Raw genomic sequence first — 18,064 nt, 5'->3', positions numbered from 1 at the left:
GCCGAATTGAGAATGCGTCCCGAGTGCGTCCAGGTCTCTTTCAAGGACGGACTGGCAAGTCTTCACGGCCACGTTGAGCCGTTGCTCGAACGCGAGGCAGCAACGGTGGCAGCTGAAAGCGTCCACGGCGTGCGGGGGGGTGATAGCGACATCCAGATCGACCACCGGCGGCGATCAATCGAGGAGCTGCCGGAGACGGATCGCGAGGTCCTGAGCAGTATAAGGCTTCTTCAGCCAACTCGCCTTGGGCAAGGGACGACGGGCTATGCTCGGCTCGGCATAGCCCGATGTAAACAGTACCTTCAGATCGGGTCTCAGCAATACGGCCTGTCGAGCGAGTTCGTCCCCCCTCATTCCTCCCGGCATCACAATATCCGTGAACAGTAGGTCCATCGGCTCGTTGCTCGACAGGAATTCAAGCGCATGTGCGCCGGTCGATGCTTCGATCACGGAGTAGCCCGCCTTTACAAGTCTTGCGACGACAATGCGCCTCACACGCTCGTCGTCTTCGACCACCAGGATCTTTTCGGTTCCGCCAGGCTGCGCCTCCGCGCTTGCAGGCTCACCGTCGCGCACCGGAGTGGCGCCAACCGCTGGCAGATAGATCCGTATCGTCGTTCCCTTGTCGATCTCGCTGTATAGCTGGATGTGTCCTCCGAGCTGCTTGACAAAGCCATAAACCATACTGAGGCCAAGGCCGGTACCGGCTCCGACACCCTTGGTTGTGAAGAACGGCTCGAAAGCGTGTGCCTTCACTTCGTCGGACATCCCGGCTCCCGTGTCTGTCACGGCCAGCAGGACATACTCGGCGGGCCCCACCTGCGGATACATCTCGGCATAGTCCCTGTCCAACTGCGCTCGTGAGATCTCGATCGTCAGGCTGCCACCAGTCGGCATCGCATCGCGTGCGTTCAGCGCGAGATTCAGCAATGCGTTCTGAAGCTGGGAACTGTCAACCAACGCGGCGAGATCGTTTCCTCTGATGGCCGTACGAAGTTCAATCGCTTCGCCCAGCGTTCGTCTCAGAAGGTCGGAAAAGCTAGCGACGAGAGCGCCGGCGTCCACGCTTTTCGGGCTCAGAGGCTGGCGTCTTCCAAAGGCAAGGAGCTGGCCAGTGAGCTTAGCTCCGTCGTTCGCAGCATCTTGCGCTTCTCGCACGAGTTCACGCTGAACTTCATCTGTCAGGCTGGCGTTAAGCATCTCGAGATTGCCGCTTATTACAGTAAGCAGATTGTTGAAATCGTGAGCAAGCCCTCCGGTCAACTGCCCGACGGCCTCCATTTTCTGGGATTGGCGCAGTTCCTCTTCGGTCCGCTGCCGGCTCGTAAGATCGCGAATGAAACCGGTGAAAATCCTGGTCGAATTTGACACCGCTTCGCCGACAGACAGCTCCATCGGAAAGGTTGACCCGTCCTTCTTGCGGCCTTTGACGACGCGTCCGAGACCGATAATCCTTGCGCTGCCGGTCCGGAGGTAGTCTGCAATGCATCTGTCATGTTCCTCGCGATAAGGGGACGGCATCAGCATGCGAACGTTGCGGCCAATGACCTCGCGCGGCGAATAGCCAAAGAGCTTTTCCGCAGCGCTGCTGAAGGAGGTGACGGAGCCGGCTTCGTCGATAACGACCATCGGGTCTGGGACTGTGGCCAGGATGGAACTCAAATGCGCCTCACGCCCGGCAAGGTCGTCTTGGACCTTGCGCGTTTCCGAAACATCAGTATTCGTCTGGATAACCACGGGCGCCGGGGAAGTTGCGTCGACGACGACCCAGCGCGTGGCGATCGTCATAGGATGTCCGTCCTTGTGATGGTGGACGACATCGCCTTCCCAAGCCAGGCCGGCATAAACGTCTCTACGGATATCCTCGATCGAGCGCGGGAGCTTTGTTCGGAGTAACCGGTGAACCACCTGTTCCACAGCTTCTGCCCGCTTCCAGCCATAAAGGCGTTCGCAGCCGGACGTCCAATGACTGATGACGCCGTCCACACCGTGGATAATGACACTGATATCGTCGAAGACCCGCGCGATTACATCGAGATCCTGTGCCGGGGTAGGTGAAACTGTGGTATCAGCTGGCATTGAGGCCTACCTTCTAATGACGATAGTACCTTGGCTCATCGTCAACGCTGTCATCGACGTCAGCTTCGTCTTCTCCGGCTCGCTGCACAAGCGCCGACTTCTTCAGCACGAGTATTTCATGTCTGCGTCCAGCCGACAGAATGCCCTGCCCGGCGAGCTTCGTAATCGTCCGCGAGACCGTCTCGATCGTCAGTCCGAGGTAGTCCGCGATGTCCAGTCTGGTCATTGGGAGGAGTATTACGTTGGGCTCGTAACCCTGCGCCATGCTCGTCTGCAGGCGAGCGAGCAGGAAGCTGCACAGGCGCTCTTCCGCGCTCCTGCACGACAAGAGCACCATCTGGTCCTGGGCTGCTGCAACCTCGTCGCAAAGTTGGGTGAGAAGCATCGGTCGCAAATCGGGGCGGGCGAGAAGCTGCTTTTCGAACTCCGTCTTTGTCTGCCGCTGGAATGACACATCGTCCAAAGCTTCGACACTATAAAGGTAGCGGTTCTTGAACGAGACGCCGACAACATCGCCTTTGGTAAGAAATCCCGTAATGACGCGCCGCCCGTCGTGAAGTTGGCGGCAGATGCGAAGGTTGCCCTCGCGGATCACAAAAAGATGAAGGGCGCGGTCGCCTTCAAAAAAGACGATCTGGCCTGCTGCCGCACGCTCGACTGAACTGCGAACGAAGAGCATCGCGAGCCCGCAAGGTTCGTCCACCACCGCGGATTCTTCAAGAAGGGGGCGGATATTGAGATTGCTCGCCAGCATGATGTTGCTTCCTCCAGGGATGAGGATCGCAGTAGATGACTGGAACGTTACATTGTGATGCCGCTTCTGTGTCTCCTGGTGTAGATGTGTGACACTGTGTGACAACACTGCCAACGCGCTGTTCGCGCGTTTGACCGACGGCACTAGCTTAAGGACGTCGCTTGCGCTGCGCGGACCGCATACCGCCGTTACAATGTTCGTCCATGTTTCCGTTTTCGATGGCTTCACGTCGCTCGCGCGGCTAGCCCGCTCGCGTCCGGGGTGTGGAAAGCCGAGCGCCGCTCCAATTCGGAGCACTCAAAGTGCGATATTTTGGCGTGGATCAAGGTCGTCTGGAGAAGATGAGAAAATAATGAGCGAATCCGCCGGCGGAGAGCCATGAATGAGCCACCCTACCTGACTTCATCGGACCTGAAGAAGTTGTCGCAGTGCAGAACTGGTACAGCCACTATTCTTTACTGCTGGATGTGGCGGTCTCGTCTCACGGTTCGCACTGGTGCGGCCGCTTTCAAAATGAAGGTTGGTCGTACATCACGCGTTACGAGCGCGATGGCTCTAATCGATCTGTGTGGCAATTCGGCCGGAGACATCATTCATATAGATTCCGTAAAACAGGTGCGGCGATGCGTGCGCCGGCGCGACGTCGTCCGGCTTCAGCGACCCGATCTCCCACCAGTTCATGTGTTTCTGAAGCAAAGTCCAGGCGTGAAGGCGTTCCTCGTGCCAGGCCTCATCATCCGGAAACTCCTGAAAGGTGCCGTCCAGCAGCACGCTTTGCCAGCCTCCTTTGGTTTTCCATTCTTCCACCTGAAGGCACACTTTCGGATTCTGCCGCATCCAATCGACCTTATGTCCCGGCATCGAAAAACTGTAGGCCACTCTCGCCTGGAACGCGAAATAGACGGGCACGATGTAGGGCTGTCCGTCGTTGCTACAGCCCAAATGGCCGAAGTGAGCGGCCGTCAACATTTGAAGGCATTCCGCATGCGTCATGTTTTTTAAGGCCATCGACATTTCAATCGCTCCGTTCGCTCAAAGACGATCGTCGATCGATCGTTGGAGATGAGAATCTGATCGGGTGAAATCGCCATCTGCGCGGTAGAAGAGGACGCTCACCACGGTCGCAATCAACAGGATGAGAACAAGCAGCAATGCGTGATCGAGCAAAAACCAACGCAGCCATTTATAGCCGTCTTGGACGTGCATGTTGGCGACTCCGCTTGTTCATCAGGGCTGATTTCAGTCGCGAGATACAACTGGGCTCAGCCGGTGACCGCGAGGTTATTGGTGACGCTGACCACGCCAGGTGTCGACCAGGCCGCCCGCTCCGCGGCGTTGCGCTCCCGCCAGCCGGTGACGCCGCCTTTCAGCGTGACGCTTCCGCCAGCGACGGCGACCTCTATATGGTCTGCCTCCACCTCTGCGTTGCGTTTCAACGCACCCACGATGTGGCTTTTCACATCAGGGATGGATGCCGCCGGCTGGATCGACAGTACATTCGTCACGCCGAGGACACCGCCGAGCTTCATGACTGCCTTTTCCGCCGCAATTCGCTGAAAGTGCCATGGAACCTCGCCCGACAACGTCACCCAGCCTTTCTGAACTTTGACGTCGATCGCACCGTTTGGCAAAAGCGCGTCCCATTCGATGATATCAAGGGCGCGTGCGGCGATCTCGTCGTCGGCATGCTGCTTACGCCCCGCATAGCGCACCTCAAGTGTCTCAGCGAGCGCGCGCACGCCCTTGACCCGCTTGACAGCCATCTCGGCTGCAATCTTCTCCGCATAGCTGCCGACATGGCCCGAAAGAGTGACGACGCCCTCTTCCACAGCGACGCCGATATTGGCTGCATCGACGCTCGGTTCGAAGCCAAGTTCGTCTATAATGTCTTGCCGTATTGCGAGATCGTTCATGACACTTCTCCGTTGAACGCGTTTCCGCGAGACTGCCCCTGAGAATCCTCCTGTTTTGCCGAGACCACATTGCGTTCGATCAAACCAGACGAAATTGTCCGCCGAGGATTGGCTTCGTCGGCAATAGATCCAGCGCGATTTCCAGGCGGGCCAAGGGTCCACACCTTCTTGAGAAACGCGTTGAGCGAGGCGATTTGCGAGCCAAGCGCGAAGCCATTGCTCCGCGGCTGCAATCACAGCATATCGACCCTGTGGGGACCGCAGTACTGGGTGCAAAGGCCGTTCCTGCGCACCCGGCAAAGAAAATCGTTCACTTCAAACAATGACATCGAGCTTAACCGCCAGCTTTCGGACGGGGGTGTCGGACAAACATTAGTATGTTCCCTGGTCGTTGAGACCACGGGAGTATGGCGAACCGAATAACCTTCCACTTTGACCGGGATCAAGGTTCCAAATTATCGGAAATGCTTTGATGATTGAGCTCGGTTTCGAGCGTAACTGTAGTGAGATCCGGCTTCCGGATCTTTCCGGTACACCAGGAGACGATCATGCCAGATACACTCCCTGTCAAAGCAGAATCCAAACCCCAGGCTCCGGCTCAAGGTGGTTTCTGGTCGCCCTTTGAATCGCTGCGAACGGAAATCGACCGCCTCTTCGACGACTTCGGGCCTTCGTCATGGCGTCCGCTGACCCGCTCGGTCTCCGGGCGCGCCGCGAACGAATGGATCATGTCGCCGGCTGTCGACGTGGTCGAAAGGGACGACGCCTTCGAAATTACCGCGGAGGTTCCCGGACTGGACGAGAAGAACATTGAAGTCAAGCTCACCAACGGCGTCCTGACGATCCGCGGCGAAAAGTCTGAAGAAAAGGAAGAGAAGGACAAGTCCTATCACGTTTCGGAACGTCACTATGGCTCTTTCCAGCGGTCCTTCCAGCTTCCGGATTATATTGACGCCGACAAGGTCAATGCAGCATTCGCCAAAGGCGTTCTCAAAGTCACGCTTCCGAAGATCCCAAATGCAAAGCGAAATGATCGGAAGATCGAGATAACGGCCAGCTAAAGTTGCATTAAGGTGGGGCGCACGTGCACCACGCTGCGCCCCAACCCAATACTTACCTCTGCACGCGCTGTTTCAGAAATGATTCAGACCAAGATCAACGAGACATCACGCACGACAGATGCACAGCTCTCAGCTTCGGGATACTGCGCTGAGAGGCAATCAGGAGGAGACGACACGATGGGTGTCACGGTGCTCGCTAAGGTCGATTGGCCAGGATATTTCTCGCGGCTCGCAAAGGCCGTCGAGGGGAGAACAATCAGGATTGAGGTGTTTGGAGAGACGCTCGGCGACCAGATTCTGGTGCGGTCGGCATCGCTTCTTGGTGCGACCTACGAGCCGAAGGAAGACGCTCTCGAAATCTCGGTCAAAGGTATGACGCACATCGTCGATCGGCCACAAAAGATCTCGGTGCAGGACGACAACGGAAGAATCCTCACCATCGAGGTAATCGACTTCGGAGACCGTCATCAACTCATGACGTTTGTCTAGCGCAGGCACCGTTAGATCGGCCGCCCAGGCGTACATGAAATGGAGGCTTGCGGCGTGATGAACGTGAAGACGGGGACACTGAACGTCAATGCGGCAAACTCCACGATGCGTGGTACGGAAGACCTCACGACCATAAGCGAGGGGTCGCAGGATACGGCTTGCGAGCTGCTTCGTTCGAGCCATTCCGGCATATCATCGTCCGAGGCTAAACTCCGACGCGGCCAGTACGGGGCGAACCTTGTCAGCCGGGAGCAGCGTTTGTCGCTGTTTGCCGCGAGCTGGTCTCGCGCAGCGGCGGCGAAGCTGCGAGCGATGGTCAAGACCACGGCGACGGTTCACCGTCCCGGCGATGCGCTTGCGAGGTCGAGCCTTGGTAATCCGGACAGGAGCCGGCACCTTCTTTGGCGCGCTGGCCGAAGAAGTCGCGGCGCAACAGAAGGAAACGGCATTCGATCGAGGCATCAGGCGGTCCACCTGGCAGATGATTGGCGTGACGGTTTTCCTCGGTCCCCTGGTCTTTCTCGTCAACGGCTTCACCAAGGGAAATTGGTTTGGGGCTTTGCTGCTTGCGGTAGCGGTCGCCGTCGGGCTGACCCCCGAAATGCTGTCAATGGCGGTGACGGTCAACCTCGCCAAGGCGCACAGGCGATCGCCAAGTCCAAGATGATCGCAAAGCGGTTGAACGCAATCCAGGACGTTGGCGGGATGGATGTGCTGCGTAGGCACGCTTACGCGGGACAAGATCATCCTCACGCAGCATGTCGACATTGCACGGCGAGGATTGGCAACGCGTACTGAAAGGTGGGCCCTTTAAGAGTGTCGCGCCCGCCCGGCGGATTGCAGTGTGTCCATGAAGGCCATGCTGCGATCTGGCTGAGTGTGCTCGCAGAAGGATACCGTGATGAGAGCAAAGAGCAGACAACGCGAGGCGCTGATGATGCAGGAAGAGATGTCAGCAGACGTGCGACCCGACAAGGCAGACGCGATGCCGCGAAGGCTCTCCGGTTTCATTTCAAAAATTGGGCGGGGCCATCAGGCACTGCTGGTACTATTGTCCGTTCTCCTGTTTGCCGTGAGCATCGTCCCGCTTGAGGTCCAACGACGCATCGTGAACGGCGCGACGCAGGGCGCAAGCTTGAACGCCATCCTCATTCTCGTCGCGGCCTATCTGACGCTTGTCTTGAGCGAAGGCGTCATCAAGCTCATTCTCAACGTGTATCGTGGTTGGATTGGGGAAGTAGCCATCCGTTGGCTACGCATGGCGGTCATCGATGCGCGGGAGCGCCATCCCGAGGGCGTCACGACCTTGGTCGAGGGCGTCGAGATGTCGATTGTGCTCGCGGAGGCTGAGCCGGTCGGCGGATTCGTTGGTACCAGCATATCCGAGCCCGTGCTGCAGGCGGGCGTCCTCCTCGCTGTCGGCAGCTACATGATCTATCTGCAGCCACTCCTTGCTCTGGCCGTCATCGCCGTATTCGTCCCCCAGGCCGTCCTCGTCCCTGTCCTCCAGGGACTGATAAACCAGCGCGTAAAAACGAAGATCACCGTCATGCGGCATCTCAGCGAGGAGATGGTCGATCATTCTTCGCCGAAATCACCGAAGCATCAGGCGGCCCGCGTTCAACGCCTTTTTTCGACAAACATGAGCATTTACAAACTGAAGTACGCACTGAACTTCCTGATGAACCTGATGTTCCAGCTGGGATACGCCGGGATTTTTGCACTCGGTGGCTACTACGTCATCACCGGCAGGATCGAGATCGGCACTGTTGTCGCGTTCATCGCGGGCCTCAACAAGGTTTCAGATCCATGGGGAGCGCTCGTAGACTGGTATCGCGACTTGCGCGTCACTCAGGTGAAGTATGAACTTATCCGCGATGCGAGCGCCCTCGACCAGCGCCCGTCGGGTGGTGCACCGAACTAGAGTGCACGTGATCGGGCACACGACGGAGACGCCAGGTGGCTAAGGAACACTGGGCCGGACCTGACGACCTGCTACTGAAGCCTGACCAATCGACAGGACGTGCAGTCATGAGTTGGGTAACCGGGTGCTGATATTTGCCGGCGTTATGGCGCTCCTGCTGCACTTTGCGGATCTTGCCTGGTTGCTGGCTTTGTCGAGAGCTGCAAACCCGCTTGGGATCGCTACGGCTCTATCGTGCCAAATGGCCACCTACGCCAGCGCCTCAGCCGTGTGGCAGGTGGTAACCAGACGTGCCGGTCATCTACCTGAGCTTCCGGACCTTCTCAAACTTGCGGTGACGGAGCCTTTCGCAAACGCGGTCTGGTGCCCGCCAAAACCCATCCGCCATCGCCGCTACCACCTGCTGATAGCCGCCCTCTCCTACTACGCCGCCTACTTTCTGATGGCTGCGCTTGCGTTCGTCTTGCTGTTGGTCGACAGGCGATCTCAGCGACACCTGAGAACTGGTCTCGATCCGCCGCGATCGTTGTTTTCATGACTATCTGTCTGGGGAGGTCGGTCGAAATCATCTCGCTGTCAGATCTGCTTCGGGCTCTCACAAGGATGGAGAAACCGTCGGTTCCCTCGACCGCCGACCTCAAATCCAGCTCGCGGTCGAAGCCGAGCTCGCAAAGCAGAGCTGGAGCAAGAATGGCTTCATACGCTGCCGGGTCAGAAATGGGGTCACCGAACTGGTCGGCACCATCTTCGACGAACGGGAAAGGCTCGCCGCGAAGGTCGCGGCGGAAAATGCTTCGTGTGTAAAGACGATCGGCGACCATCTGACATGGATCGTTCCCTAGTACGGGGTGGCGCTGCCACCACCGGTCGGCGAAGAAGATCGCGTCTGCGGCAGTTATTTAGCTTGGCATGTCATCCACAGATTGACCTCCGTCAAGGACGGCACGCCACTCTCCTCTATGCTCTGCCCAATCGCTGACAGGTGGAACATGCGGGATCCCACATTATCCTTCGATAGCGCAGCCGGATCGGTGACCGGCTCCCGCCTCACTCTCGACGTTGCCGATCACCGGATCATGATCGACTGCGGCATGTTTCAGGGCTCGAAGAGCGAGAAGGAGCTCAACTTCCGCCCGTTTCCCTTCGATCCGACGCGGATCGATGCCGTTCTGCTGACGCACGCGCGCAATCGAGCCCGGCGAAGAAACCGTCAAGGCAAAGGAGAACCACAATGCTATCCACTGACCGGGATTTCAAACCCGCCGGCGAACACTTCGCCATTCCTACACAGGGCGAAGTCGAAGGCAAGCTCTTGGTGTCCGAGCTGGTCGCCGTCGCCTGCCTGCAAGAGCTTCTGAGGAAGGAGCATGCGCCGGTCGTAGAGAGAGTTCGGCGCCGGATCCTGCGAGATCTGCAGGGTCGATGCCGTTCGTTGAAGCTCTGCCCGGCCGACGAGAAGGCGACAGCAGATTACGCGATGCAAATATTGGATTCTGCCGTGACTGCGGCCGGCTCCCGATAGAGCCGACAGCCAAATGAGGTTCAGCATGACCAGGGAAGTGGGAGTTGCCTTCAATGTCGGCTCTTCGAGCTTGAAAATTGGCGTCTTCGACGTCGGTTCCGGATTGGCCAAACGCGTCGGCCGAGGCACTTTGTTTCTCGATCAAAACCCGCGGCTCGCATATCAGGTAGGCGAGGAGATTCACCAAGTCGACCTGCCCATTGCTGCGGGCGGCGTCGGCATCAAGGTGATCGCGAAGGTTCTCGATCGTCTGTTGCACGGAGACAGTCGCATCGGATTCGTCGGCCACCGCATCATACACGGCGGACTTCTTTTCAAAGGGCCGACACCTCTCAATGCAAGCACGATGTCACAAATCGAAAGCTTGTCATGGCTTGCCCCTCGCGAGCAGTCGCAGGCGCTGAAGGTGATCGACGCCATCTTCTCACTCTATCCGCCGGTCATGCAAACAGCGTCCTTCGACACGGCCTTCCACGCCTCGCAATGCAGCCTCGCGACCAGACTGGCAATCCCTGGCCCGATGCACGACGCGGGCGTGCGTCGATACGGCTTCCACGGTCTTTCCTACAAATACATATCCGCGTGTCTCCATAGACTTGCGCCAGACATAGGCGGTGGGAGAGTTGTCTGCGCTCACCTCGGAAGCAGCGCAAGTCTTTGCGGCATGGTCGATGGAGTGAGCATTGACACCAGTATGGGATTCTCACCTCTCGATGGTGTCCCGATGGCCACGCGGCCGGGAGCAATCGATCCGGGCGTGCTGCTCCATCTACTCAGATCCGGTTTGTCTGACGCCGACAAGCTGGAGGATTTTCTTTATCACCGATGCGGGCTTCTGGGTGTCTCGGGAATAGGCGGCGACACCCAAGCCCTTCTAGAAGACTTCCGCCCCGCTGCTAGGGAGGCCATCGATCTGTTCTGTTTCAGAGTTGCGGGCGAAATCGGTCGCCTTGCCGTTTCGATTGGCGGCGTCGATGCGATCGTCTTTACAGGGGGCGTTGGAGAGCACCAGCCCGAAATACGCCGAGGGATCGAAAGGCACCTGTTATGGATGGGCCTTTCCCTGAGCGAGGCCGCCAACAAGAGCAGCGCAACCGTGTTGAACACCAAGGACAGCACCATTGCAGCATTCCTCATCCCCACCGACGAGGAGCAGGTCATCGCTGACGAGGCGCTCGCCACCATCAGTCGACACGGATTTCATTGAGGCTTCGCCACCAGTATCTGAAGAAGCTCATCCTTGCCGCAGCGGGTACCAATATCACTGAGGGCCGCCGCGGATGCTGCAGCGGCAAAACCAGCAACTCGTTAACTTTTGCACAATCGCCTCAGCGTCGTTCTTCCAGAAGTGAAAGCGAAATGGAGCGATTAGAACCATGCTAAGCCACTCGTGCATGCCATGGAACCAGCTTTGCCCGACGCGGTAGAAGAGCGCGATTCCCGAAATCAAGAGACAAGAAATAAGCCGGTGATGAGTGGGGTCGCGTAACGCTTGGTAAGGCGATAACCGGGACTGTCGAGGTTGGCCGCGAACGGAACTGGCCACCTCTATTCCCTCCTCCGTACTCACAGGTGGCCCAGAGGCAAATGTTCCGAGACGATCAGGCGTCGATCGTCTTGTGTAGGTGGATCGCCTGATCAGCAGCGAGAGCACGCCCGGTGATGGTTCAGGAAGGCGGATGAGGCCAGCTAACCGCGATCGTTTTCAAGACGGGGGGCGGAGCCAGCCGGTTCAACAACTTCGCGACAGCAAATCCGACCAGAAGAGTAATGCAGGCAGCCAGAATGCACATCGTACTCGACCGCGGATCGGCATCGGGAACGGCTGACAACGGGGCAAGCGCTGCGCCGACATTCCTGGTCGATACTCCGAGCGTGACAACGCTTCGTTTGTCGTAGGGAAGTCCGAACGAAAGCCCATAGGAACAGACCGCCAGCCCGCAGTAGTAGATGAACTGAGCTGCGATGGCCCAGGTTCCAACCGCACTCAGCATATCCTGCCAGTTCTGCAGTACGGCGACGGATAGAAGTATCACGATGTTCAGCGCGACTAGCTTTCTTACGATGGGATCGCATCTGTCTGCCCATCTCGTTGAGAGACCTCGAACCGCGATGCCGACAACAAATGGAGCAAGCACCAACAGCAGCAGGGGCCGTGCGATGACGCCCGCGCCCACATGCAGATTCGGCGCCACGAAAGGAACCGCGATGGGCATCACGATTATCGTGCCAAGCGCTGCGATAACGATGAATGCTGCCGCGTAGGCAGGATTGGCTTTTGCGACATCTGAAAGCAGGGGCAGAAACGGCGCGCACGGCGTCAGGCCCAGCAACAGCAGTCCAAGCGCATAAGGCTCCGGCAATGCAAAGACGCGCGTGATAAACAGGGCAAGAAGCGGCCCGACAACAAAACCCAAGAGCGCGCTAGATATGACAAACCGCTTGTCATGCAGTGCGGCCCAGGCATCCCTCACATCCAGCTTGAGACCCACATCGACGAGGCTGCCAAGCATGAATGAAACAAGGGCAACATGTAGAGTGTACTTCAGCAGATCCGACATCATCGACAGCTCCCGGCGTTCTCCCGATGATACTGCGGTGAACATACCCGTCCTTGATCTACTTCAATGTACTCCGCCGAAATCGTGGCTAAGGGCGAAAGGAGGTTGCCGTCAATAACTGCAAGCGCAGTACGCAGTTTGACAAAGGTCAAGGACGACAACGACTATCACGTTCATCGTCTCGCAGATCGAACTCGACGAACCGAACCCCAATACACGGAGGGCCGCATGCGCTACAGCCCCATTCTCACCTTTCCGGACGCCGCCCAAGAGGCAGCGGTCTGGATACGGGAGGCTTCGGAACTGCTCGGTTGCGAACAGCGTACGGCATACGAGGTTTTGCGCGCGATCCTGCACGCGGTACGTGACAGGCTTTCCATGGACGACAACGCCAAAGTTGGCAACGATTTGCCAATGATGCTCAGAGGTCTCTATTTCGAGGACTGGGATCCGATGAAGAGCCAGGGACACGATGATCTTCACGATCTCCCGGCGGTCCTCGCTGCTGCCTTGCCCCGTAGCATTGCCTCAGACAGAGAATTGTTCTCGAAAGTCCTGCGACTGTTCGAAAACCGGCTCCCTCGCAAAAGATCGAACAAGCTCGACAGCGCGCTCAAGCTTTGCGCAGCCACCATCAGCGATCAGGTTGGGTCTGTTTCCCAGAGCAAGCCGGCATCCGCCGTACGATAGGCTTCGTCGCTCGTAAGATTGCAAACGCCCACGAGACCGTGTTCGAATAAGCACCAAAAAAGAGGCGTCCTGAAATGAGATGGATAATCGTCGGGATTGTGGTTCTGTTCTCGTCCATCGCGTCGGCTGCCCCGCTGCCCGCCACTGAAACGGATCGAAAAGTCGAGCAATTATTGCAGTTGCTGGGAGACCGCGACGTTCAAGCTCGGCTGGAGAGCCACAAGTCCGGACAGGCAGTGCCCGTTTCAGACGCGAACAGGCTTGGTCTCGCAATATGGGAAGCGTCGATCAGGAAGCGCGTGAATGACGTCCTGAGCGCGCTTCCTCGCATTCCCGAGGAAGTGCGCATGGCCGCGGCCAAGACGCGCGGCGAAACCATTGCCAAGGGCTATGCACCTGTCTTCGCGATCTTTGCCTGCCTGCTAGCCGTCGGGCTTGCGGCCGAAATGGTCTGGCGTCGGCTTGCGGCCCGCAGCGACAGCACGCTCGTCAGGCTTGGATCTATCGGCATATTCTCGGTCGTGACGGCCATGATCTTCTTTGCCGTCGATTGGCCTCCGCTCGCGCGCTTGACGCTGTTCGCCTATATCAGCGCTTTCATTATTGTCCGCTTCGCTCTCGCCTTGATGCCATTGACACTTACTCCGCCTCGGCAGAGCCGTCGCTTGCTCATCGTCATCGGCGTCGTTGTCTCTGCTATTGCGACATTTGCCCTCGCCGGACCATTGGGTGTCGATCCGGATGTGGCAGACGCGATCTCCGTTTGCTTCTCCCTGGTGGTACTGGCTTTGTCGATAGAGGCAGTCTGGTCGACGATGGAAACGTCGGTGTCGCATAAGGCTGTGGCGACCGCGTTCGGCGTGGCCCTCTGGATTGCCTGGTGTCTCGACATGAGAGGATTGTTCTGGCTTGGGATCTACGCGATCGTACTTCCCCGCGTGCTCAGGGGGACAGCACGTATGACTGCGACGCTCTCTTCCGACGCCGGCGGACTGCGACACCTGCTGATTGCCCACGGGGTTCGAGCCGGTATCGTCGGATTGGCGCTCGGTTGGCTGACACTCGTGTGGCACCTCAATCCCGAAGCGCCCGGGCGGCAGGACCCCTGGATCGAAGCGCTTGTCTACGGGGGATTGAAAAGCGTTGTCGTTTTGCTTCTCGCCGATCTTGTCTGGCAACTGGTCAGACATTGGATCGACCGTTCGTTGCGAACCGCTTCCGACACCACGTCCCTTTCTCCTGCCGATGCCGCCCGCCGAGCGCGGTTTCGAACCCTTCTACCCATTTTCCGGAATGCCATTGCCGTCGTCGTCCTTGTTATCACCGGCCTGATCGTACTCTCGCAACTCGGCGTTCAGATCGGACCGCTGCTTGCCGGTGCCGGGATTTTCGGGGTCGCGATCGGGTTCGGATCGCAGACGCTGGTGAAGGACATCATCAGCGGCGTCTTCTACATGCTTGATGACGCCTTCCGGGTCGGTGAATACATTCAGGCGAAGGAGTACAAGGGAACTGTCGAAGGTTTTAGCTTGCGCTCGGTCCGGCTCCGGCACCATCGAGGCCCGGTCTTTACTGTTCCCTTTGGCGAGCTCGGCGCCGTCGAGAACATGAGCCGCGACTGGGTTATAGACAAGTTCCGGATTTCCGTCGGCTACGACACGGACATTGAGACCGCTCGTAAGCTTACAAAGAAGGTCGGCGCCGAACTAAAGGGAGAAGCGAACTTGGACCCCTATTCATCGAGCCCTTGAAAATGAAGGGTGTCGAGGAGTTCGGAGACTACGGCATCGCGCTGAGTTTCGGAATGACAACAGTTCCCGGCATGCAGACCTATATCCGGCGCAAGGCCTATGCAAAGCTCCGGGAGGCCTTTCTTGCGAATGGAATAACATTCGCCCATCCTACAGTGCAGGTCGGCGGAGACGACAAGGCCGGCGGAGCGGCTGCGGCACAGGCGGCAGTCCGCGTGTATGAGGCTAAGGCAGCCACTCCCTCCACGTAAGTTTCGATTTCCGGCGATGGAGCCAGACCCCCCAATTATCGTGACAAGTTGCCCCCCATCTCCAACGATGGAATACGCCGTCGAGGGGCCGCGCCTTGCACGAAGTTTGCAGATCCAGATTATGTCGCACAGACAAAAGGCTCACTCGCAATCTGCCGATGCAGAGACCTCAGCACTCGCAAGGGATCGAACCACGTTTCCTCCAAATAACTGCTTTCATTCCTCCAGAATGCCCGCGATCCTGACTAATTCTGCAACTGAGGATGCGTGCATCTTGCGCATCATGTGGCCACGATGCAGTTTCACCGTCGCTTCAGCGAGCTGGACTTCAGCTGCAATCTGCTTGTTCAGCTTTCCAGCGACAACCAACGCCATAATCTGCCGCTCACGCTCAGTGAGTTTGGCATATCTCATGCGCAACGCAGCCGTTTGATTTGCCTCTTCGCGTCGAGAATTATCATTTGCCAAAGCGCGGTTCACCGCTTCGAGCAGGTCCTGCTCACGCACTGGCTTGGTGAGAACATCAATAGCTCCGGCCTTCATGGCACGGACCGCCATTGCCACATCGACGTGGGCGCTGATCAGCACGACTGACCTTGGGTGTCGGCTTTTCACGAGCGCTTCTTGAAACTCCAGCCCGCTCTGCCCTGGCAGGCGAATATCCAGGACTATACAGCCAGCGCGATCAGGATCATCCGCAGCAAGGAACTCTGCCACGGAGCCATGGGTCTCAGCGATCAGCCCGACGGATTCAAAGAGTCCTCTCAAGGCTTCGCGAACACTTTCGTCATCATCGATGATGATGACTGTCGGCCGGCCTTTTTTGCGATCATTGATCATCGTCGGCTGTGCCCTCCGCCAAAGGCAAGGTGAACGTGAACAGGCCCCCTGCCTCATTCTCCGCCGCAGAAGCCCAAATCCGGCCGCCATGCGCTTCGACGATGGAGCGGCATATCGAAAGCCCCATTCCGATACCGTCGGCCTTCGTGCTGTAGAATGCCTCGAAAACTCGGTCCATATCGTTGACAGACACCCCGGGGCCTGTGTCCGAAACACTCACTCTCACAAGCTGCTCCTCTGCGGCGCATCGGATGTTGATGCGTTTTGCTCTTGACGAAGCTGCCATCGCCTCGGCGCTGTTCATGACGAGGTTGAGAACAACTTGTTGCAGTTGCGTTCGGTCTCCAATGACTTCGATAGGCATTTCCGCCATATCGAGAACGACCTCTATCCCGCGCCTTTGAAGTTCGCCCCTCAATAGATCCAGCACCTCACCCACGGCGGGCTTGAAGTTGGTTTGCTCAATTCTAGCAGGTAACTTCTGAGCCATTGCACGAATACTGGTGATGATATCGCCCGCGCGGTGCCCATCCTTGACAATCCTTTCAGCTGCAAACCGGGCCTGTTCCAGGTCCGTGTGTCCCGGCTGCAGCCAGCGCAGGCATGTGCTGGCATTTGTTACAATTGCCATGAGCGGCTGGTTGACTTCATGAGCAATGGAAACGGCAAGTTCACCAGTGGCCGTCATCCGCGTCACATGCGCGAGGTCACTCTGACTTTGTCGCAAAGACTCTTCTGCTCGTTTGCGATCCTCGATATCAACGACGACGCCGTACCATCTCACAACATTTCCATCTGAATCCAGAAGAGGGCTTTGTCGAAGGTTGAACCATCGATATTCTCCGTCGTTTCGTCTGATACGGGCGTCTACCGGACGACTTTTTTTCGAGGCTATAATGTCGTCCCAAGCCATACGCATCGGCTCGACATCATCTGGATGAAACATGCGATAAAAACCGAAGCCGACGAGCTCTTCAACAGGCAGACCGACATAATCGATCAAGTTTCGATTAAAGTATTCAAGCCGGCCATCCGAGGTGCATGACCAAGCCATCGCGGGTATCGTGTTGATGATAAGATTGAGCTTGTGTTCACTTTCCCGAAGCGCAGCTTCGCTTTCTCGAAGGGCGTTCTCCGCACATTGCAGGTCTTCGATATCGATATTGACGCCGAACCAACGAACGACCCCATTGGCATCAACCAGCCTGCGGCCCGAGAAATAAAACCAGCGGTAGTTGCCGTCTGCTCCGCGAATACGCCCCTTCAAAACCGTGTGGTCGGAATATTCGAGGTCTCTCTTCCAGATGTCCACCATGCCTGGAATGTCGTCAGGATGGTAAAGGTCCAGAAAGCCCCACTCGAGGATTTGCTCAGCAGGGCGACCTGCATAGTCCAACCAGCTTTTATTGACAAAATCAGCGCTGCCATCCGGTCGCGCTGACCATACGAGAACAGGCAGCGAATTGATGATAAGGCTGAGGTTTTCCTCGCTGGCCGCAAGTGCAGTCTTCGTTTCCTTCAATGCGTTTTCGGCCTGTTTGCGGTCTTCGATATCGAGGACCACACCATACCATCTCAAAACATTTCCTTCGGCATCGAGCCGCGGCTTCTGCCGAAGCGTGCACCAACGATATTGGCCATCTGCGCGCCTTAGCCTGCCCACAACCTCTCTGGCATGCTTCGAGGCCATGATGTCATGCCATTCCGAAGCCAGATGTGACGTGTCGTCGGGATGAAATAGCTTGTAGAATCCCACGCCGGAGATTTTTTCAAGCGGCGCCCCGATAAACTCGAGAAAGTGCTGGTTGGCAAAATCCAGCATGCCTTCCGACGTTGCGGACCACACCATAGCGGGGATCAGATCGATAATGGGATCGGTTTCCGGCTCTCGTTCCACAACACCCTCCGTTCAGAGTTTGAGACGCTCCGGAGCCCAGACATTCCGACTCCATATCAGGAAATATCGAAGGGTGGTCGATCGTCCGCCGGAAACAGTTACGGGATTTCTCTGAGTTGCGTAAGGAAAAATCGATATACCAAGGTCTATGATGGCAATGCCATCGTCTAGTTGCGCGTGACCTAGATCGCAATTGAGAGCGATCGCAAACCCGCTTAATCCTACACTTCGAGACGGGCTTGACGAACGACAACGTCGGCAGGTCCGTCGTCGCGTTCACACCGAACATTTACGTGCATCGAATCCACACCACTGCCCTTTTTTGCCGTAGG

The 18,064-nt window shown here is 57.5% G+C and carries 17 protein-coding genes and 3 pseudogenes; 12 read left to right on the top strand and 8 right to left on the bottom strand.

From position 1 onward, the window contains the following. Positions 1-174: 174 nt before the first annotated feature. The 5 genes from AC1D2R_RS25125 to AC1D2R_RS25105 form a co-directional block, all read right to left on the bottom strand. A complete protein-coding gene (locus AC1D2R_RS25125; RefSeq protein ID WP_477971571.1) occupies positions 175-2,079 on the bottom strand; it encodes a hybrid sensor histidine kinase/response regulator in 1,905 nt (634 codons plus the stop codon). A gap of 13 nt (positions 2,080-2,092) precedes the next feature. Continuing rightward, positions 2,093-2,833 (bottom strand): Crp/Fnr family transcriptional regulator, encoded by a 741-nt coding sequence (locus tag AC1D2R_RS25120; RefSeq protein ID WP_477971569.1) that lies wholly within the window; start codon positions 2,831-2,833, stop codon positions 2,093-2,095. 555 nt (positions 2,834-3,388) lie between these two features. Continuing rightward, on the bottom strand, positions 3,389-3,826 hold the full coding sequence (locus AC1D2R_RS25115) for a pyridoxamine 5'-phosphate oxidase family protein (RefSeq protein ID WP_477971646.1): 438 nt from the start codon (positions 3,824-3,826) through the stop codon (positions 3,389-3,391). Positions 3,827-3,865: 39 nt separating this feature from the next. After that, entirely contained in the window at positions 3,866-4,039 is a 174-nt protein-coding gene (locus AC1D2R_RS25110) for a hypothetical protein (protein ID WP_477971567.1), read from the bottom strand. A 56-nt stretch (positions 4,040-4,095) separates the two neighbouring features. Further along, on the bottom strand, positions 4,096-4,746 hold the full coding sequence (locus tag AC1D2R_RS25105; RefSeq protein ID WP_477971565.1) for a BON domain-containing protein: 651 nt from the start codon (positions 4,744-4,746) through the stop codon (positions 4,096-4,098). 548 nt (positions 4,747-5,294) lie between these two features. Here AC1D2R_RS25105 and AC1D2R_RS25100 point away from each other — a divergent pair. From AC1D2R_RS25100 to AC1D2R_RS25055, 10 genes and pseudogenes are all read left to right on the top strand, one after another. Further along, entirely contained in the window at positions 5,295-5,807 is a 513-nt protein-coding gene (locus tag AC1D2R_RS25100) for an Hsp20/alpha crystallin family protein (protein WP_477971563.1), read from the top strand. A 177-nt stretch (positions 5,808-5,984) separates the two neighbouring features. After that, on the top strand, positions 5,985-6,296 hold the full coding sequence (locus tag AC1D2R_RS25095; protein ID WP_477971561.1) for a DUF5335 family protein: 312 nt from the start codon (positions 5,985-5,987) through the stop codon (positions 6,294-6,296). Between the two features lie 39 nt (positions 6,297-6,335). After that, positions 6,336-6,509 (top strand): annotated as a pseudogene (locus AC1D2R_RS25090) (hypothetical protein); the annotation flags it as partial. A gap of 157 nt (positions 6,510-6,666) precedes the next feature. Next, positions 6,667-6,963: a hypothetical protein gene (locus tag AC1D2R_RS25085; protein ID WP_477971650.1), complete on the top strand. Its 297-nt coding sequence runs from the start codon at positions 6,667-6,669 to the stop codon at positions 6,961-6,963. A gap of 318 nt (positions 6,964-7,281) precedes the next feature. After that, complete coding sequence (locus tag AC1D2R_RS25080; protein WP_477971644.1) at positions 7,282-8,220, top strand: ABC transporter ATP-binding protein; 939 nt, start codon at positions 7,282-7,284, stop codon at positions 8,218-8,220. Positions 8,221-8,344: 124 nt separating this feature from the next. Next, positions 8,345-8,758, top strand: a complete 414-nt coding sequence (locus AC1D2R_RS25075) for a hypothetical protein (RefSeq protein WP_477971560.1) — start codon at positions 8,345-8,347, stop codon at positions 8,756-8,758. Further along, positions 8,724-9,062, top strand: coding sequence for a BON domain-containing protein (locus tag AC1D2R_RS25070; RefSeq protein ID WP_477971642.1), 339 nt, complete (start codon positions 8,724-8,726; stop codon positions 9,060-9,062). Before AC1D2R_RS25075 ends, AC1D2R_RS25070 begins: the two co-directional genes overlap by 35 nt. Before the next feature lie 147 nt (positions 9,063-9,209). Continuing rightward, positions 9,210-9,404, top strand: a pseudogene (locus AC1D2R_RS25065) (MBL fold metallo-hydrolase); the annotation flags it as partial. Between the two features lie 47 nt (positions 9,405-9,451). Next, positions 9,452-9,742, top strand: a complete 291-nt coding sequence (locus AC1D2R_RS25060) for a hypothetical protein (protein ID WP_477971558.1) — start codon at positions 9,452-9,454, stop codon at positions 9,740-9,742. A 25-nt stretch (positions 9,743-9,767) separates the two neighbouring features. Next, positions 9,768-10,949, top strand: coding sequence for an acetate/propionate family kinase (locus AC1D2R_RS25055; protein ID WP_477971556.1), 1,182 nt, complete (start codon positions 9,768-9,770; stop codon positions 10,947-10,949). A gap of 460 nt (positions 10,950-11,409) precedes the next feature. Here the strand turns inward: AC1D2R_RS25055 and AC1D2R_RS25050 are convergent, their stop codons facing one another. Next, positions 11,410-12,306 (bottom strand): bile acid:sodium symporter family protein, encoded by an 897-nt coding sequence (locus tag AC1D2R_RS25050; protein WP_477971554.1) that lies wholly within the window; start codon positions 12,304-12,306, stop codon positions 11,410-11,412. A gap of 225 nt (positions 12,307-12,531) precedes the next feature. On the opposite strand from AC1D2R_RS25050, the gene AC1D2R_RS25045 reads away from it, so the two are divergent. Together AC1D2R_RS25045 and AC1D2R_RS25040 are read left to right on the top strand one after the other, a co-directional pair. After that, positions 12,532-12,993 carry a DUF2267 domain-containing protein gene (locus AC1D2R_RS25045; protein WP_477971552.1) on the top strand — a complete coding sequence of 154 codons (462 nt, stop codon included), beginning with the start codon at positions 12,532-12,534 and terminating at the stop codon, positions 12,991-12,993. A gap of 74 nt (positions 12,994-13,067) precedes the next feature. Continuing rightward, positions 13,068-14,995 (top strand): annotated as a pseudogene (locus tag AC1D2R_RS25040) (mechanosensitive ion channel family protein). A 216-nt stretch (positions 14,996-15,211) separates the two neighbouring features. Here AC1D2R_RS25040 and AC1D2R_RS25035 read toward each other — a convergent pair. Both AC1D2R_RS25035 and AC1D2R_RS25030 read right to left on the bottom strand, forming a co-directional pair. After that, positions 15,212-15,835 carry a response regulator transcription factor gene (locus AC1D2R_RS25035; protein ID WP_477971550.1) on the bottom strand — a complete coding sequence of 208 codons (624 nt, stop codon included), beginning with the start codon at positions 15,833-15,835 and terminating at the stop codon, positions 15,212-15,214. After that, complete coding sequence (locus AC1D2R_RS25030; RefSeq protein ID WP_477971548.1) at positions 15,825-17,732, bottom strand: PAS domain S-box protein; 1,908 nt, start codon at positions 17,730-17,732, stop codon at positions 15,825-15,827. The genes AC1D2R_RS25035 and AC1D2R_RS25030 overlap by 11 nt, the downstream gene beginning before the upstream one ends. Positions 17,733-18,064: the final 332 nt, after the last annotated feature.

The sequence above is a fragment of the Rhizobium sp. P1_C7 genome (assembly GCF_056406295.1).
Note: the sequence above shows the minus strand (reverse complement) of the source record. Positions and strands in the feature narration are given on the sequence as shown.

Excerpts from the sequence above, each read along its gene's own strand:
- AC1D2R_RS25125 (WP_477971571.1), bottom strand. The coding sequence starts at position 2,079 with ATGCCAGCTGATACCACAGTTTCACCTACCCCGGCACAGGATCTCGAT.
- AC1D2R_RS25120 (WP_477971569.1), bottom strand. The coding sequence starts at position 2,833 with ATGCTGGCGAGCAATCTCAATATCCGCCCCCTTCTTGAAGAATCCGCG.
- AC1D2R_RS25115 (WP_477971646.1), bottom strand. The coding sequence starts at position 3,826 with ATGACGCATGCGGAATGCCTTCAAATGTTGACGGCCGCTCACTTCGGC.
- AC1D2R_RS25110 (WP_477971567.1), bottom strand. The coding sequence starts at position 4,039 with ATGCACGTCCAAGACGGCTATAAATGGCTGCGTTGGTTTTTGCTCGAT.
- AC1D2R_RS25105 (WP_477971565.1), bottom strand. The coding sequence starts at position 4,746 with ATGAACGATCTCGCAATACGGCAAGACATTATAGACGAACTTGGCTTC.
- AC1D2R_RS25100 (WP_477971563.1), top strand. The coding sequence starts at position 5,295 with ATGCCAGATACACTCCCTGTCAAAGCAGAATCCAAACCCCAGGCTCCG.
- AC1D2R_RS25095 (WP_477971561.1), top strand. The coding sequence starts at position 5,985 with ATGGGTGTCACGGTGCTCGCTAAGGTCGATTGGCCAGGATATTTCTCG.
- AC1D2R_RS25080 (WP_477971644.1), top strand. The coding sequence starts at position 7,282 with ATGCCGCGAAGGCTCTCCGGTTTCATTTCAAAAATTGGGCGGGGCCAT.
- AC1D2R_RS25060 (WP_477971558.1), top strand. The coding sequence starts at position 9,452 with ATGCTATCCACTGACCGGGATTTCAAACCCGCCGGCGAACACTTCGCC.
- AC1D2R_RS25055 (WP_477971556.1), top strand. The coding sequence starts at position 9,768 with ATGACCAGGGAAGTGGGAGTTGCCTTCAATGTCGGCTCTTCGAGCTTG.
- AC1D2R_RS25050 (WP_477971554.1), bottom strand. The coding sequence starts at position 12,306 with ATGATGTCGGATCTGCTGAAGTACACTCTACATGTTGCCCTTGTTTCA.
- AC1D2R_RS25045 (WP_477971552.1), top strand. The coding sequence starts at position 12,532 with ATGCGCTACAGCCCCATTCTCACCTTTCCGGACGCCGCCCAAGAGGCA.
- AC1D2R_RS25035 (WP_477971550.1), bottom strand. The coding sequence starts at position 15,835 with ATGATCAATGATCGCAAAAAAGGCCGGCCGACAGTCATCATCATCGAT.